This window comes from Ampullimonas aquatilis (genome assembly GCF_049675895.1).
Classification (GTDB): domain Bacteria; phylum Pseudomonadota; class Gammaproteobacteria; order Burkholderiales; family Burkholderiaceae_D; genus Ampullimonas; species Ampullimonas aquatilis.
On sequence record NZ_CP183834.1, the window covers coordinates 3,179,605 to 3,196,669 of the forward strand.

The 17,065-nt window shown below is 46.5% G+C and carries 17 protein-coding genes; 4 read left to right on the forward strand and 13 right to left on the reverse strand.

Going from position 1 to position 17,065, the window contains the following annotated elements; genetic code table 11:
* Nucleotides 1-7: 7 nt before the first annotated feature.
* From ACMYR3_RS14795 to ACMYR3_RS14820, 6 genes are all read right to left on the reverse strand, one after another.
* Nucleotides 8-928: an ABC transporter ATP-binding protein gene (locus tag ACMYR3_RS14795; protein ID WP_424192696.1), complete on the reverse strand. Its 921-nt coding sequence runs from the start codon at nucleotides 926-928 to the stop codon at nucleotides 8-10.
* Between the two features lie 46 nt (nucleotides 929-974).
* On the reverse strand, nucleotides 975-1,313 hold the full coding sequence (locus ACMYR3_RS14800) for a DUF1840 domain-containing protein (protein WP_424192697.1): 339 nt from the start codon (nucleotides 1,311-1,313) through the stop codon (nucleotides 975-977).
* A 100-nt stretch (nucleotides 1,314-1,413) separates the two neighbouring features.
* Nucleotides 1,414-2,427 carry an NAD(P)H-dependent glycerol-3-phosphate dehydrogenase gene (locus tag ACMYR3_RS14805; protein WP_424192698.1) on the reverse strand — a complete coding sequence of 338 codons (1,014 nt, stop codon included), beginning with the start codon at nucleotides 2,425-2,427 and terminating at the stop codon, nucleotides 1,414-1,416.
* Nucleotides 2,428-2,433: 6 nt separating this feature from the next.
* The gene (gene secB / locus ACMYR3_RS14810; protein WP_424192699.1) at nucleotides 2,434-2,916 is read right to left on the reverse strand and encodes a protein-export chaperone SecB; all 483 of its coding nucleotides are present in this window, start codon (nucleotides 2,914-2,916) and stop codon (nucleotides 2,434-2,436) included.
* Between the two features lie 111 nt (nucleotides 2,917-3,027).
* The gene (grxC, locus tag ACMYR3_RS14815; RefSeq protein WP_424192700.1) at nucleotides 3,028-3,288 is read right to left on the reverse strand and encodes a glutaredoxin 3; all 261 of its coding nucleotides are present in this window, start codon (nucleotides 3,286-3,288) and stop codon (nucleotides 3,028-3,030) included.
* Between the two features lie 19 nt (nucleotides 3,289-3,307).
* On the reverse strand, nucleotides 3,308-3,715 hold the full coding sequence (locus ACMYR3_RS14820) for a rhodanese-like domain-containing protein (RefSeq protein ID WP_424192701.1): 408 nt from the start codon (nucleotides 3,713-3,715) through the stop codon (nucleotides 3,308-3,310).
* A gap of 96 nt (nucleotides 3,716-3,811) precedes the next feature.
* On the opposite strand from ACMYR3_RS14820, the gene gpmA reads away from it, so the two are divergent.
* From gpmA to ACMYR3_RS14840, 4 genes are all read left to right on the forward strand, one after another.
* Nucleotides 3,812-4,564: a 2,3-diphosphoglycerate-dependent phosphoglycerate mutase gene (gene gpmA / locus ACMYR3_RS14825; RefSeq protein ID WP_424192702.1), complete on the forward strand. Its 753-nt coding sequence runs from the start codon at nucleotides 3,812-3,814 to the stop codon at nucleotides 4,562-4,564.
* Nucleotides 4,564-6,000, forward strand: coding sequence for a murein hydrolase activator EnvC family protein (locus tag ACMYR3_RS14830; protein WP_424192703.1), 1,437 nt, complete (start codon nucleotides 4,564-4,566; stop codon nucleotides 5,998-6,000). Before gpmA ends, ACMYR3_RS14830 begins: the two co-directional genes overlap by 1 nt.
* A gap of 70 nt (nucleotides 6,001-6,070) precedes the next feature.
* A complete protein-coding gene (locus ACMYR3_RS14835) occupies nucleotides 6,071-7,525 on the forward strand; it encodes a S41 family peptidase (protein ID WP_424192704.1) in 1,455 nt (484 codons plus the stop codon).
* Between the two features lie 62 nt (nucleotides 7,526-7,587).
* Nucleotides 7,588-8,346, forward strand: a complete 759-nt coding sequence (locus ACMYR3_RS14840; RefSeq protein WP_424192705.1) for a HesA/MoeB/ThiF family protein — start codon at nucleotides 7,588-7,590, stop codon at nucleotides 8,344-8,346.
* A 39-nt stretch (nucleotides 8,347-8,385) separates the two neighbouring features.
* On the opposite strand, the gene ACMYR3_RS14845 is transcribed toward ACMYR3_RS14840, so the two are convergent.
* From ACMYR3_RS14845 to murC, 7 genes are all read right to left on the reverse strand, one after another.
* Nucleotides 8,386-9,897 (reverse strand): DUF4214 domain-containing protein, encoded by a 1,512-nt coding sequence (locus tag ACMYR3_RS14845; protein ID WP_424192706.1) that lies wholly within the window; start codon nucleotides 9,895-9,897, stop codon nucleotides 8,386-8,388.
* 298 nt (nucleotides 9,898-10,195) lie between these two features.
* A complete protein-coding gene (gene lpxC / locus ACMYR3_RS14850) occupies nucleotides 10,196-11,119 on the reverse strand; it encodes a UDP-3-O-acyl-N-acetylglucosamine deacetylase (protein WP_424192707.1) in 924 nt (307 codons plus the stop codon).
* Nucleotides 11,120-11,336: 217 nt separating this feature from the next.
* Nucleotides 11,337-12,524, reverse strand: coding sequence for a cell division protein FtsZ (gene ftsZ / locus ACMYR3_RS14855; RefSeq protein WP_424192708.1), 1,188 nt, complete (start codon nucleotides 12,522-12,524; stop codon nucleotides 11,337-11,339).
* Between the two features lie 96 nt (nucleotides 12,525-12,620).
* The gene (gene ftsA, locus ACMYR3_RS14860; RefSeq protein ID WP_424196547.1) at nucleotides 12,621-13,853 is read right to left on the reverse strand and encodes a cell division protein FtsA; all 1,233 of its coding nucleotides are present in this window, start codon (nucleotides 13,851-13,853) and stop codon (nucleotides 12,621-12,623) included.
* 41 nt (nucleotides 13,854-13,894) lie between these two features.
* A complete protein-coding gene (locus tag ACMYR3_RS14865; protein WP_424192709.1) occupies nucleotides 13,895-14,701 on the reverse strand; it encodes a cell division protein FtsQ/DivIB in 807 nt (268 codons plus the stop codon).
* 7 nt (nucleotides 14,702-14,708) lie between these two features.
* Nucleotides 14,709-15,656, reverse strand: coding sequence for a D-alanine--D-alanine ligase (locus ACMYR3_RS14870; protein ID WP_424192710.1), 948 nt, complete (start codon nucleotides 15,654-15,656; stop codon nucleotides 14,709-14,711).
* Nucleotides 15,653-17,047 carry a UDP-N-acetylmuramate--L-alanine ligase gene (gene murC / locus ACMYR3_RS14875; RefSeq protein ID WP_424192711.1) on the reverse strand — a complete coding sequence of 465 codons (1,395 nt, stop codon included), beginning with the start codon at nucleotides 17,045-17,047 and terminating at the stop codon, nucleotides 15,653-15,655. Before murC ends, ACMYR3_RS14870 begins: the two co-directional genes overlap by 4 nt.
* Nucleotides 17,048-17,065: the final 18 nt, after the last annotated feature.

Here is a 17,065-nt window from a genome sequence, read left to right on the forward strand (position 1 = left end):
CTTTCCTCTATTCGTTGTGCATGATTTGCACAAATACATCTTCAAGATCGGCGCGGTTTAATTCAATATCATCAATCAAAGCGCCAGATTCACGCAATGTCGCCAAGGTTGGCTCGACTTCCTGGAACGAATTCAAACGCAGCACCCAACGTCCCTGGGCTGCATCGGCCTCATGGCCAGGCACCTGCGCTGCCAGTAACGCAGCTGGCAAACTGGCCGACGAGCCACCCGCCAGACGCACGGTAAGTTGCGTACCCGATATGCGGTTTAGCAGATTGCGGGTTTGATCCAGCGCGACCACTTGCCCGCCCTTGAGCATGGCAATCCGATTGCACAAAGCTTCCGCCTCCTCCAGATAATGCGTGGTCAGCACTACTGTATGTCCTTCACGATTGAGTCGTGCAATAAATTGCCAGAGTGTCTGGCGCAACTCCACATCCACACCCGCAGTTGGCTCGTCGAGCACAATCACAGGAGGACGATGGACCAGTGCCTGAGCAACCAGCACACGACGCTTCATGCCGCCAGACAGTTGACGGGTATTGATATTGGCTTTATCGGCCAGCCCCAATTCGGTAATGATTTCATCGATCCAGGCGTCATTTTTTTTCAACCCAAAATAGCCCGATTGAAACTGCAGCGTTTCACGCACCGTAAAAAAAGGATCAAACACCAATTCTTGTGGTACGACCCCTAAACTGAGACGGCTTTGTCGGTAATCCTTCACCACGTCATGGCCCATGATGGAGACCGAGCCACTATTAGCACGCGTCAATCCGGCCAGAATGGAAATGAGCGTAGTTTTGCCTGCGCCATTCGGCCCAAGCAGACCAAAAAATTCGCCTGACTCAATCGTCAAAGACACATCATCGAGGGCTTGCAGAGTTTGGTAACGCTTGGAAACATGGGAAATCTGGATGGCACTCATGGCAAATTTTTATCGTCTTTCTTTGGCAACGCCGCCGAGCATTGGATTACACACCCCAGACAACTTCCTTGCCACTTTTTTCAGCCGCACGTAGCATTTCAAGAAACGGGAAAGCCCGTTGTGAAAGCTGCACGTGCTCAGATTTTTGCTGAGAGCCAGCTTCATCGTCCTGATCAGTTTTGGAATGCTCATCATCATACTGAAGCTGCTGCGCCTTTTCAGCTGCAATTGCCGCCTCTAATTTGATTCTCACTGCCGTAACCTGCTCCACTGGGATGATACCGCGTTCATCGAGTTGTCGTCCGAGCAAAGCAAAAAGTGCCTTGGCATGGTCGGGCAACATGATGACATCGGCGCTGGCTTTACTTTTGAAGACATAAATCATAGGGTACTCCAGGGGAGAATATATTCATATTGGCTTCTCAAGTGCGTTTTAATTGACTCAATTAAAATACCCCACAGAAGTATTTATCTAACGCCAAACTCTATTCAGATCTAGAATCCCTGGCCATAAGGACTTGCAGTGCCATTCTGGGTGATGTTTGTGCAAACAACACATCGCAAACTGCATCAATAATCGGCACATTGACTTGATGTTGTCTTGCTAATGTTTGGACGCTACGGGCACAACGAACACCTTCGGCCACATGCCCCAAGCCCGCCAAGATCTCGTGCAAAGACTTTTCCTGTGCCAACAGGAATCCGACCTTGCGATTACGGGAAAGATCCCCGGTTGCCGTCAATAACAAATCGCCCAAACCAGTCAGCCCCATGAATGTTTCAGCCTGACCACCCAAGGCAACACCAAGACGGGTCATTTCTTTAAGGCCACGCGTGACCAAGGCAGCACGAGCATTCAGACCCAAACCCATACCGTCGGCAATGCCTGTAGCAATGGCCAAAATGTTTTTGACTGCACCACCCAGTTCCACACCCACAATGTCGGTACTGGAATAAATACGCATCGATGGCGAATGTAGCGCAGTAATGACCCGCCGGGCAAGATCGGCACGATCAGTCGCAATCGTCAGGGCACAGGGTAAACCGTGGGCAACTTCTTGCGCAAAGCTGGGGCCAGAAAGTGCGCCAACAGCAATATCGCAATCACCGCGCACGTTGCTCAGGGCATCAGCCACAATCTGATGCGGCATCAGCAGACTATCCACCTCAATACCCTTGCACAGCCAGATAATATGAGCGGTGCATTGAGTTAAATCGGCAAGCTGATTGGCCAATGGCCGCAGACCATTCAAGGTGGTGGCCAGAATGCATAGACCGTCCTGGCCTACCGCTGCAGCGCAAGCAAAATCATCACTTAACAATAAATTATCGGGCAGGGACACATCCGGCAAATAGCGCAAATTGCGACGTGCATGGCGCATTTCAGCAATCTGTGCAGCATCGCGCGCCCACAGCGTAACCTCATGTTCCGCCAATCGAGCGGCATGGATAGCCAGCGCCGTTCCCCAGGCACCGGCTCCCAGAATACTAACCCGCATGCAGTCTTACTGCACCGAAGCCTTGCTACCGTCTGGCATCACCAGCCCGGCATTACCGTCTTGCTTGGCCTGCATTTTTTGTTGATAAAACACTTCCCAGTTCACTTCAGTCAGGTGAATGGGCGGGAAACCGGCACGCTGAATGGCATCAGCAATATTGGAGCGCAGGTAGGGGTAAACAATGTTGGGGCAGGCAATTTGAGTGATCAGTTCGATCTGATCTTCCGGGATATTGCGGATTTCAAAAATGCCCGCTTGTTTGGCTTCGACCAGAAATGCCACTTTGTCATTGACTTTAGTGGTCACTGTGCAAGTCACACAAACCTCAGCAATCCCTTCGGCAAGGTGCTCAGCGCTGGTATCGAGCGATACTTCAATTTGGGGCGCAGCCTGTTCCAGAAAAATCTGTGGCGCATTGGGCAATTCAACAGACAAATCCTTCAAGTACATGCGTTGAATTTGAAAAACTGGTTGAGCTTGTTCTGTCATGATATTTTTTTGGTTGGTAAATAAAAGGCTGCCTCAAGCAACCTGAAAACTGGCCGACTAGAACGACCAGGACTGCTAGTGTAACGAATCTTGATGAACAATCAGTGGCAATCAATCTTTTGCCAGTAACGGCAGCAAGCCACCAGTCCGATCCAGCGCCGCCAAATCATCATAGCCGCCCACATGGGTTTGTCCGATAAAAATTTGTGGAACAGTACGGCGCCCCGTTTTGGACATCATTTCATCACGCTGCACAGGATCCAGATCAATCCTGATTTTTTCGATTTGCTCCACACCCTTGGACTTCAGTAAACGTTCTGCCATCTGGCAATATGGACAAATGCCCGTGCTGTACATCGTAACCTGCGCCATACCTTGTTCCCTACCTTAATTATTTCTCAATTGGCAAACCTGCTTCACGCCAGGCATCCAGCCCACCATGTAAAGCAAAAACCTCCGTGTAGCCAGCTTTAGCAAGCAAGGCGCATGCACGTTGTGCCAACTGACCACGCTGACAAACTACAATGACAGGATTATCCTTTTTCTTGGACAACCCCGCCGCTTTCTCGGCCAATTGTGCAATTGGGATATTCTGTGATTTAAGCATTCGACCTTTACCAAACTCTTCAGCATCACGCACGTCAACCACCAATGCACTATTCTTGTTCATGAGTTGGGTAGCTTGCAATGTCGTCACACTATTGCCAGACTGGCGTTTATTCAGGCTTTGCCAAAGCAACATACCACCTGAAATGATTGCCGTAGCAATTAAAAATCCGTTATCAATTAAAAACTTCACGTTGTAAACCCAGTCAAGGAAAGCTGCCATTATAAAATAGACAATTGAATTCGTTTTTTTATCGCAACTTCTTCTTAAACCAGCTCACAAGCCATTATGTATAAACTCGTACTTATCCGCCACGGCGAATCCACCTGGAATCTCGAAAACCGCTTCACTGGCTGGGTTGATGTTGACTTAACCCCAACTGGTACAACCCAGGCCAAACAATCCGGTCAAATTCTCAAGGAAGCTGGCCTGACATTTGATATTGCCTATACGTCGGTACTCAAACGTGCTGTCAGAACCCTATGGCATGTGCTGGATGAAATGGACCTGATGTGGTTACCCGTTGTACACGACTGGCGCCTCAATGAGCGCCACTACGGTGCATTGGCAGGTCTTAACAAGGCAGAAACGGCTGCCAAGTATGGCGATGAGCAAGTACTCGTGTGGCGCCGCTCGTATGACACACCACCACCCGCACTGGAACCGACCGACGAACGCGCCTCATTCAATGACCCACGCTATGCAAGTGTTCCCAAAGCACAGATCCCGCTAACCGAATGCCTCAAAGATACCGTGGCACGTGTTGTGCCAGCCTGGAATGAGTCCATTGCCCCGGCAATCAAATCTGGCAAGCGTGTCATCATCGCAGCACATGGCAACTCCCTACGCGCTCTGATGAAATACCTCGACAATATTTCGGATGAGGACATCGTCAACCTCAACATTCCCAACGGGGCCCCTATTGTGTATGAGCTGGATGCCAACCTCAAACCCATCAAACACTATTATTTGGGTGACGCAGAAGCCGTTCAGGCTGCGTTGGCCTCGGTAGCCAATCAGGGCAAGGCCAAAGCCGCTTAATGCCACGTCATCATTTGAGCATCATCCTGGCCAAGGCATTCATTGTGAGTGCCTTGGCTTTTGGTTTAACAGTAAACGCGACCACACCATCCCAAAAAGTGGCTGCCAAACCGACTGTCGGGCGCAAATCTGCACCCGTTGTTAAAACCGTATCAGCACCAAAAAATACCAGTCCAAAAAAATCAAATACTTACCAGCCCAGTCCAGTCGTGCCACCCGCTGTGCCTGCTCAGCCGCTTCAGCCCAAAGCCCAATCGCTTGAAGAAGAGTTGGCTAACACCCAGACTGAGAGGGACAAGCTGCAAATTCTGCTCTCCGACTTAAAAAGAGAAATCGCCACAAGCCAAAACAATAAAGAAAAATTAGAAGGCATGTTGAAAGCCAGAGAAATCGAATTCAACGCCACCGAAGAACGTCTAAAAAGTATTTCTCAACGTATTCAGGCCAACCGTCAAAAGCTGGACGAAATCAACGCGCAAGCTAATAACGCTCAAAAGAATTTACTTGATCATCAAGATTTACTGAGCACGACACTATCCCAAACGTGGTATCTCGTAGCCGGTAACCACCATGTTCTAGGCGGTCGCCCAATCGCCTCTCCTGGACTGTTTTATCTTATCAACCTCTCCGGAGATCAGGCCAAGCAACTCAATGAACTGCAGAGTCAGCAAAATATTATTCAGACACAAAGAACACTCTCCGAAACCGAAAAAAAAAATCTATCTGAAGAGGCTAAACGTATCCTGGAAGCCAAGTTAAAGATTGAAAAAGAACGCATAGATACCCAACGCAACCTTGCACAAGCCAATCTTGAGCTTAAAAATAAGCAGGAAAATATCTTGCGCGCCAGCCAGGATGAAACCCGCTTGGGCAACCTGGTTGCTTTACTCAGCAAAAAAATCGAGCAACGCAATCGACTCATCGCCAAACAACAAGCTGACGAAGCGCTTCGTCGCCGACAGGAAATCGAACGTTTACAAAAACAGGCAACCGCCAATAATAAAACGCCTGTCAAAAACACCCCACCTCCAGAACCCATCCCCATTGCACCCAGCATATCCGCTCTGGGTCGGTTTTCGTTACCCGTTCAAGGCACAGTTACCCAAAAGTTTGCTGAACGCCGCATAGAGGGCGGACTTCCGTCACGTGGCTTATTCATTCGTACCAATAAAAACAGCCCGGTTCAGGCAATTGGCGATGGCAGAGTGGTTTTTTCTGGAAACCTGAAGGGTTTTGGCAACTTGATTATTATTGATCATGGCGGCCAAACTCTATCAATCTATGGCAACAACCAAGCATTGATCAAAGCGGAAGGCGCATCAATTAAAGGTGGAGAGACTATTGCCACCACCGGTATGACCGGAAATTATGGCGAAACCGGTTTATACTTTGAGCTACGTAAGGACGGACGCGCTGTAGATCCGTTGCGACAATAATATTTCTTGAATTAATTCAACTTACCCCGATCTTAATGTCGGTATATAAACGGTATCTCTAAGGCGAGTTATGAGTGGCAGGTTCAAAAATTTCGGATTGATTTCTTTAGGTGTCATTGCTGGTGTATTGGCCACCATGCAATTTTCTGCAATTGCTCAGAAGAGTGCTCAATCAACGCTACCCCTTGAAGAACTACGACAATTATCAGATGTATTTGGCCTGATAAAAAGTGATTATGTAGAACCTGTCGAAGACAAAAAACTCATTTCAGAAGCAATCTCTGGCATGGTTGCCAGCTTGGATCCCCATTCGGCCTATCTAGATAAGAAGTCCTTCAAAGAACTACGTGAATCCACACAAGGCAAATTTGTCGGCTTGGGCATTGAAGTCGGCATGGAGGACGGATTTGTCAAAGTCGTGTCTCCCATTGAAGGTTCACCGGCCTATCGTGCTGGCCTGCAGCCCAACGACCTGATCACCAAATTGGACGACACACCCGTCAAAGGCATGACGCTGGATGAGGCGGTTAAACGCATGCGCGGTGAACCAAACACCAAAATTACCATCTTGGTATTTCGCAAAGCCGAGAATCGCAGCTTCCCTGTCACAATCATTCGGGAAGAGATCAAGGTGCAGAGTGTTAAAGCCAAGATAATTGAGCCTGGTTATGGTTGGTTGAGAATTTCGCAATTTCAAGATCCAACAGTTGAAGACATGGCTCGCAAGATAGAAGAGTTATATAAACAGGACCCTAATTTAAAAGGTTTAGTATTGGACTTGAGAAATGATCCCGGTGGCGTATTACCGGGTGCCATTGGCGTTTCTGCTGCATTTCTACCTAAAGACGTTGTCGTAGTCTCAACCAACGGTCAATTACCTGATTCGAAAAGCGCTTTTCTCGCAAAACCAGAGTTCTATGCACGCCGCAATAACGAGGATCCGATCAAACGTCTTCCAGCCGCGATCAAGACCGTCCCATTAATCGTACTGGTTAATACTGGATCAGCCTCTGCATCCGAAATCGTTGCAGGCGCCTTACAAGATCACAAACGTGCCACAATTCTCGGAACCCAAACCTTTGGTAAGGGTTCTGTTCAAACTATTAGACCATTGCCGCCCAATAATGACACTGCAGTTAAATTAACAACGGCGCGCTATTACACACCCTCCGGAAAATCGATTCAGGCGAAAGGTATTACCCCCGACCTGATTGTCGAAGAAACGGCTGAAGGTGATGGGTTTAATGCATTGCGTGTGCGCGAAGCTGATCTAGATAAGCATCTAAGCAATAAAGATGGCGAGGAGCAAAAAGATCCCGCCAGAGAGGCTGCCCGCAAAAAACTTGAAGAAGAGTTAGCTGCTAAAAAAGATGCTCCAAAATTATTGGAGTTTGGCAGCAAAGAGGATTATCAGTTACTGCAAGCACTGAATTCTTTGAAAGGTCTCCCAGTCAAAGTAAGTCCACCAAAAACTGAGACAGCCAAGGTAGACAACATTGAAAACAAGCCTGCTGCTAAAAAATAAACATTTCCAAATTGTGTAAATATAAGTCAGAGGTTTCCTCTGACTTTTTTTATGGGCGCTTTATGAATGATCTACAGCTACAGCGATATTCGCGTCATATTCTTTTAGATGAAATAGGAATCGAAGGTCAGCAGTTACTTCTGAACTCACACGCCTTAATCATAGGTGCAGGAGGATTGGGCTCCCCGGTTGCCTTATACCTCGCCGCAGCAGGGGTTGGCACCATTTCCATCATCGACGATGATGATGTTGAACTTACCAATCTGCAACGACAGATCATGCATACGACCAATCAGATCGGTCAATCCAAAGTTAGCTCGGCTGCTTCGGCTTTACATGCAATTAATCCTGACATCACTATTAACGCCATCAAACAAAAAGCCGACTCAAAAAATTTGCCTCATTTATTGAGCACAGTGAACGTTGTAATTGATTGCAGTGACAATTTTGCGACGAGGCATATCGTCAATAAAGCCTGCGTTGCACTTGGGATTCCTCTCGTATCAGGCGCAGTCGTTGGATTTGATGGACAACTCAGCGTCTATTCACCCCACGCTGCCCACTCCCCCTGTTATGCCTGCCTGTTTCCAGAAGAACAACACTTTGAAGAAACCGCCTGTTCAACAATGGGGGTGTTCGCACCTTTAGTAGGAATGGTTGGTACCATTCAGGCAGCTGAGGCCATTAAATTGATGATTGGCACACAAAGCTCATTAGAGCGGCAAATACTACTCATTGAAGGTCGCACTTTAAAATTTGATCTATTGCACACCCAAATAAATATGGAATGCGCTGTATGTAAAAAAGTAAAAGCTGAATGATGATGAGTCATTCAGCCTTTACTTTAGAACTAATGATTTTTATAGACCATAAATCCTTTTATATTCTGCAGAACCAATAAATGCCCTAAGCATATTTTCTTTACTTTGCTTAGAAGCAACCCATGAGTTTAATTCACCAGCCGAAGCAACTCGTTGCAACAGTTCTTTGTAAAGTAAATCAATAAAATTGTAGGCTGGTAATACTTGCAATGAATTGGGTATATTGTAGACATTCCCACCGATACGATTCCTGTATTCAATATTAGCTTGCAAGCTTTTCTCCATTTGCACCCGGCTAACTTGCCCGGCATCCAAAGCACGAGCCCAACTATCGACCTCGCCAGTTGCTGGCTCCCGCCCAAAAAGTAATCGATACAAATTCAAAACATAATCACGTGTATTTGGCAAACCTGCTGACACTTGAGGAATAATTGGCGTGCCAGTAGCGGTTACGGCTGGCGCAGGCGTGGTTACAACCGGTGTATTGACGAGGCTTGAATTTGCCGCCGATCCAGTAAAGCGAGTTACCGCATCCATTGATGGCTTACTTCTTGTTAGGCTATACATCAAACCAAAACGGCACTCTGCATCGGAAGAGAGACCCGAATAAGGATTACCGGTGGCACACACACCAGGACGACCACGGTCAAAAAGCTCAAAAAGATCAAGTACTTCGATCTGAGAAGGATTGTTCACCACCTCGGCAAGATGCTTATTTAGTGAATTAACACATTCATTCATTAACGCGCTACCAGGCTGATTTGTAAAACCTGCACGGTATATTTCAGCACAATTAAACTCATTGACATGAACTGGTTTACCAAATGCTTTGACCAAGCCCATTGGCCCATTAGGCCCAAACCACGGGTCTGAAAACAGATTGGCATGCCCAAATGCCGGATAAATATGAAATCCAACAACATCAAAATACACACCTTTTTGCTGCATCAGCTTCAAAAAGCCAACGCTACCATCACTGGTTGCTCCAACAATTGAGCGAAGCTTTTTTCCGCTAGCACGACCAACATCACTGACCGCTCTGGACATACCACGTAAGACAGCCGCGATCGTGCTTGAACATTGAGTATTGTAACTAGCTGCATTAACAAGAGGAGCCCGCTGTCCACCGATCAACATATTTGGATAAAGGTTAGGCTCATTAAGCAACTCGAAGTCATTAACGAAATCCTTCAAACCATTAACTTGTGGATAAGTTTGGTTATAAGCTTGTGCTTCAATAGCCTGTTGATCGCCAGGGCAATATCCGTTATGAACCGATTTAGATATAGGATTAGTAACAACTGCTGTTAATGCCACGCCATTCGCCCGCATTTTGCTCGCTAAAGCAATTGTTTCTAGGGTTGGGGTGTTGTTTGGCATGAACCAAGCGTCAAATCTCAAATGACGCAGGTTTTTTGATTTCATTAGATTAGCCACTGCCTGGGTGTCCTCACCTTGTGGGTGCCAATTAACACCAAAAGTAAGAGCGGACACTGAAGTGGTAGCAAAAACCACTCCCAGAAAAACTAGAACCCTGACCAAGATCAACATAATTACCTCGAAAATTTCACAAAATGACAGTTTATTTGTAAATTGATTGTGAATGAGGATTATAAAAATCTCGTTACAAAGAACAAGTTCAGTTACAAACTAACACATCTGTTAGTTAATGCAAAATGTCACAATACATTGTTTTGCGACCTATTTGACAAGACTCATTTAAATAGATAATTAAAAACTTATTGATTTAAAAGGGTTTTTTCAGTCGTCCAAAACTGAACGAAGATAATGAGTTATAGACAAATTCAGACGTATGTAAAACATGTCGTTACAAGTAACAAGAAATTTGCTAGTTGATTACAAGTTTCAGCTGAAAACTATGGGGAACAATGGACTCATCCTCAAATGTAACAATCTCATAAGCATCTTTTTGGCTTAGTAACTCTCTAATGAGCCGATTATTCAGCCCATGTCCGGACTTGTCCGCGCGATAAGATGCCAATAATGGGTGGCCAATCATATATAAGTCACCAATTGCATCCAGAATTTTATGTTTTACAAATTCATCTTCGTAACGCAAACCATCGCTATTCAGAATTCGATACTCATCGAGTACGATGGCATTTTGTAAGCTACCGCCTCTTGCCAGTCCCATTTCCCGTAAATTTTCGACATCATTGATAAAGCCAAAAGTCCGCGCTCTGGAGACCTCTTTGATATAAGAAATATGTTCAAAGTCCACTTCAAGACTTTGTGCAGTCCTATCAACAGCCGGATGATTGAAGTTAATAGCAAAAGTAAGCTTAAAACCGTGATAAGGCTCCAATCTTGCCCATTTTTCTTGAGCACCTTTACCTTCACGGACTTCTACCGGTTTAAGTACTTTAATAAATTTCTTAGAAGCAGCCTGCTCCTCAATACCGGCGGATTGCAGTAAAAAAACAAAAGAGCTAGCGCTTCCATCCATGATGGGAATTTCTTCTGCAGTAACATCAACGTATAGATTATCTATACCCACGCCTGCACAAGCGGACATCAGATGCTCCACTGTTGAAATTTTGACACCATCTTTTTGCAGAGTCGATGCCAGCCTTGTATCGCCCACAACTTCAGCAGCAACTGGAAACTCAACTACCGGATCAATATCTATTCGGCTAAATACGATACCCGTATCAATTGGAGCCGGACGCAATATAAGGTCAACTTTTGTTCCTGAATGCAAACCTATACCGGTGGCTTTCACAATTTGTTTAATGGTGCGCTGTTTAAGCATAGGTCAAGACATTCACAATCAGGAGAAGTAATTATCCATTATAAAAAGAGTGCTCCAATTGTTCTTTTCATTAAGACCAAATTTCGAAAAACCTGGATTCACTCCCATTTAAGTGTCGATCCACAACAACAAAAACGGGCAAAATAGAGACTATTCCGCCCCAAGGGAATTTGAAAATGCAATGCTGAAAACATTGCCAATCTACCGACTTAAAGCATCAATCCGCTTGTTTACGCAAAAATGCAGGAATATCCAGGGTATCCATACCACTCTGCTGCATAGCCGCCACGTGCGAAGCTGCTTCGCGACCATTACGCCAGATTGCGGGTACATCCAGACCACTACCATAACCTTGATTGAACACATTAGTGTTACCCACCGCGACTGGCTGATTATCTGTACCGGTCCTTAACTGACGCTCTGGCTGTGGCACCAGCTGTGGCTTACGACTAGAACGGCCAAGCCCAGTTGCAACAACGGTCACACGCAGGTTGTCACCCATCGATTCATCGTAAACCGTACCAAAAATAACAGTTGCGTCTTCGGAAGCATAACTACGAATCGTATTCATGACTTCCTTGGTTTCTTTCAATTTCAATGAACGGCTCGCAGTAATATTCACCAAGACACCACGGGCATTGGAAAGATCGACACCTTCAAGCAATGGACTGGCAACAGCCTGCTCAGCGGCCAATCGTGCACGATCAATCCCGGCAACTGTTGCTGTACCCATCATGGCTTTACCTTGCTCACCCATGACAGTTTTAACGTCTTCAAAGTCAACGTTAACCAATCCATCAACATTAATAATTTCTGCAATTCCAGCTACCGCATTATGCAAAACATCATCAGCACACTTGAATGCTTCTTCCTGCTCAGCATCATCGCCCATGACTTCAAATAGCTTTTCGTTCAAGACAACAATCAACGAGTCAACATGCTCTTCAAGATGCTGAGTACCTGCTTCAGCCACACGCATGCGTTTAGTGCCTTCAAACTCAAATGGCTTGGAAACCACGCCAACAGTCAGAATACCCATTTCCTTAGCGATCTGAGCCACGATCGGTGCAGCACCTGTACCCGTACCACCACCCATACCGGCCGTAATAAAAACCATATTGGCACCACGCAATGCATCAGCAATTCTGTCGCGCGCTTCTTCGGCAAATGCACGACCAGCTTCCGGTTTGGCACCAGCACCCAAACCCGAACCACCTAATTGCAATTTGTTTTCAGCAGTTGAGCGTCCTAATGCTTGAGCATCAGTATTAGCGCAAATAAATTCAACACCTTGCACGCCACGATTCATCATATGTGCAATGGCATTGCCACCCGCCCCACCGACACCGACCACTTTAATGATAGTGCCTTTGGATTCAATTTCTTCAATCATTTCAAATTCCATTTAAAGCTCCTTGTTGTTAAATATAACGATCAGAGAAGTGACCAAAAAAAACGATCAAAACCAAAAAATCAACCTACCGGTAATCCGGTCTTCTTATTAAAAATTACCTATTAGCCAGTCTTTCATTTTCTGAAAAGTCTGCTTGAAAGATCCAGACTGTGTTGCTACCTTACGACCTCTTAATCTTTGAGTACGTGACTCCTGCAACAACCCCATCACTGTTGAATAGCGCGGATTTTTCACCACATCTGCCAAGCCACCACTATATTCAGGAACGCCAATCCGAACCGGCTTGAGGAAAATGTCTTCTGCCAGCTCGGTCATACCTGGCATCAGGCTTGAACCTCCGGTTAAAACCACACCAGAAGACAAAAGCTCTTCATAGCCTGACTCACGAACAACTTGATGTACGATGGAAAACAGTTCTTCAACCCGTGGCTCAACCACGGCTGACAAAGCTTGCCTGGACATGGTTCTTGGGCCTCTCTCACCCAAACCAGGCACTTCAATCATGTCATTTGGATCGGCCAGAACCTGTTTGCAAATACCATAACTAATCTTGATATCTTCAGCATCAGGGGTAGGTGTACGCAATGCCATTGCAATATCGTTGGTAATCTGATCACCCGCAATTGGTATCACTGCAGTATGGCGAATCGCTCCCTCCGTAAATATCGCTACATCAGTTGTGCCACCACCAATATCAATCAGCACCACCCCCAACTCTTTCTCATCCTCAGTCAATACGGCCAGACTCGATGCCAATGGCTGCAAAATCAGATCCTGCACTTCGAGACCACAGCGTCTGACACATTTGATGATGTTTTGCGCAGCAGAAACAGCACCCGTCACGATATGCACCTTAACTTCCAAGCGAATACCGCTCATACCGATTGGTTCACGCACATCCTCTTGACCGTCAATGATGAATTCCTGAGTCAGGATATGGAGCACCTGCTGGTCAGTTGGAATATTGACTGCTTTAGCAGTCTCAATAACCCGCGCAACATCGGTAGCCGTGACCTCTTTGTCTTTAATCGCCACCATGCCACTTGAATTAAAACTACGAATATGACTTCCGGCGATTCCCGTAAAGACATGACTGATTTTGCAATCCGCCATTAGCTCCGCTTCTTCAAGCGCTCGCTGGATCGACTGAACAGTCGCTTCGATGTTGACGACCACCCCTTTTTTGAGCCCTTTCGATTCATGTTGTCCCAAACCGATCACCTCAAAGCGACCATCTGCCTGCAATTCAGCCACGGCGGCAATCACCTTGGATGTACCGATATCCAGCCCGACAATCAATTCTTTATATTCTTTTGACATAGCTGCCATTCACCTTTGAGATTTCACTACCTACCATCAACCTATTTTTTTCTTGCCTTGTCATCAGAGCTGATTGAAACCCCCGAAGCCCTCAAAGCAAAACCATTGGGATAACGTAAATCAACATACTGCAACCGTCCAGGAAACATCGCCTTGACTTGTGGATATGCACGAATCAGACGACCAACCCTATCTTTCACCAGCGTGCCCGAAATTAAAGGCACGGCATTTTGCGCTTGCCCTCCATCCAGTTCACGACCAATTTCCAGCTGCAATCCGGTATCAGTTCGCATACTCCACGCATAACGTGGCGATAGTGTTACCGCAACCGGTTTCATCTGTATTGCGGATAACATCTCTTTGAGCAATTGATATTGCAGCAACACATCCTTTTCTGACCCTTGTGGTCCACCTAAATCCGGCAGCGCCCCATCCTCTTCAGCCTCCGCCTCATTGGCTGAGAAAATGTCACCCAACCTACTTAACAATTGGTTCTCATTCTTGCCATCAGTCCAGGTAGCAAATGCTTCATGCTCCAATAGATTGATCACCAGCCGGTTAGGCCACTCTCTGCGTACGCTTGCTTTACGTACCCAAGAGACAGTCTCAAAAGACTCCCGTACAGCATCAAGATCAACCGTAAAAAAATTACCTTTGATCGTCGGTAAAGTAGCCGCCCTTAATGCTGGCAAACTGACATGCCGCAACTCACCCTCAACCTTGACCAGATTTAATGAAAAGTAAGGTCTATGGGCAAACCAATACAGTCCAGCACCAAGCAAAATCAGCAACAACAATCCATAAAGGAATGTTGTCATCAGATTGAGCAAGCGGATTTCGTTAAACATAAAACGCTTAAACCACCGACTTCAAACGGGCTGAAGCCAGAATTTTTAAACATAACTGTTCGTAACTTAAACCAGCCTGACGCGCAGCCATAGGAACCAATGAGTGACCCGTCATGCCAGGCGAAGTATTTATCTCAATTAAAAATGGTTTGTTATCTGTCTGACGCAACATCAAATCGGCTCTCGCCCACCCCTCACAACCTAAAGCTTGATAAGAAGCCAATACTTCTTGTTGAATCGTTTTGGTCAAACTGTCATCTACCGGTGCCGGACATAGATAGCGAGTGTCATCTGAAAAATACTTGTTTTGGTAATCGTAGTTACCTTCAGGTGCAACAATCTCAATCAAAGGTAAGGCATGTGCCTCATCCCCACGTCCAATTACTGCACAAGTCAATTCTCGACCTTCAATCAACTCCTCAACCAAGACTTCAGGATCATGACTGGCAGCAGCCAGATAGGCTTTTTTAAGTGCGTCATAATCCTTGTTGAACACTTTGGTAATACCGATACTCGATCCTTCTCTAGCAGGTTTGACAATCAACTTTTCGCCCACCTTGGCAAAGATTTCATCAAGATCGGATTGCTGATTCATCAGATAAAAAGCTGGCGTTGACAAACCGTGGGTAAGCCAGACTCGCTTGGTCATCACCTTATCCATTGCCACCGCAGAGGCCATGACACCACTACCGGTATAAGGAATTTTCATCAGCTCCAATGCACCCTGCAAGCAACCATCCTCACCATATCGGCCATGCAATGCAATGAATACTCGATCAAATTTTTCTTGTGACAATTCAGCCAGACTACGTTGCGCAGGATCAAATCCATGCGCATCCACACCACTCGTCTGCAATGCTTTTAAAACACCTTGCCCAGACATTAAAGACACCGGTCGCTCCGCAGACAGACCGCCATAAATCACGCCAACTTTGCCGAAATCTTGAGCACTCATTTCAACAACTCCATCACTTTTGCAGGCACACCACCAATTGAACCAGCGCCCATCGTGATCACCACATCACCATCCTTTACGCTATCCAAAATCATTTCCGGCATCTGGACAATGTCCTCAACAAACACCGGTTCAACCTTACCCATCACCCGGATTGCTCTTGATAAAGACCGACCATCTGCAGCCACTATCGGCTGCTCACCTGCTGCGTATACCTCCGCTAGCAAGAGCGCATCACACGCCGAAAGCACTTTGACGAAGTCTTCAAAAACATCTCGAGTACGGGTATAACGATGCGGCTGAAAAGCCAGCATCAAACGCCGCCCAGGAAAGGCTCCTCTTGCCGCTGCCAACGTTGCGGCCATTTCCGCTGGATGGTGCCCATAATCATCCACTACGGTGAACATCGCACCATTGGGTGCCCGATGATCGCCATATCGCTGAAAGCGACGACCAACACCATGAAACTCCAACAAAGCTTTTTGAATCACGGCATCTGGTAACTCAAGCTCAGACGCAATCGCAATGGCTGCCAAGGCATTCAACACATTGTGCAAACCAGGAAGATTCAAAACAACGTCAAGCGCCCCCTCATCCAGCCCATCACGTAATACTGTGAACTTCATCTGACCATTATCCGCAACGATATTGACTGCTCTTACCTGGGCATCTGGATGCTCACCATAGGTAATGACGGGCTTGGATATGAATGGCAAAATCTCGCGAACATGCTTGTCGTCGAGGCACATGACTGCCGAGCCATAAAATGGCAAATGTTGAATGAATTCAACAAAGGCCTGCTTCAACCGAGTAAAGTCATGACCATAGGTTTCCATATGGTCGGCATCAATATTAGTGACTACCGCCATGACCGGCAGCAAATTGAGAAATGAAGCATCCGACTCATCTGCTTCGACCACAATGAACTCACCCGAACCCAGTCGGGCATTGGCACCGGCACTATTCAAACGACCACCAATCACAAACGTTGGGTCCATTCCACCTTCGGCAAGTACACTTGCCACCAGGCTAGTCGTCGTTGTTTTACCGTGAGTGCCGGCGATTGCAATACCGCGCTTGAGACGCATCAACTCAGCCAGCATCAAAGCACGCGGCACAACGGGAATTTGCTTGCTACGGGCAGCAATGACTTCCGGATTATCTGCTTTAACCGCGGTGGATACTACAATCGCGTCAGCACCCTTGATGTACTCGGCTGCATGACCTTCCATAATCGTGGCACCCTGATTTGCCAAACGCTTGGTCGCTGCATTACTCGTCAGATCGGAGCCACTCACACCAAATCCCAAATTGAGCAAAACCTCAGCGATGCCGCTCATACCGCTGCCACCGATTCCGACAAAATGGATATTCTTTACTTTATGCTTCATGTGTTTTTTCTTTAATGT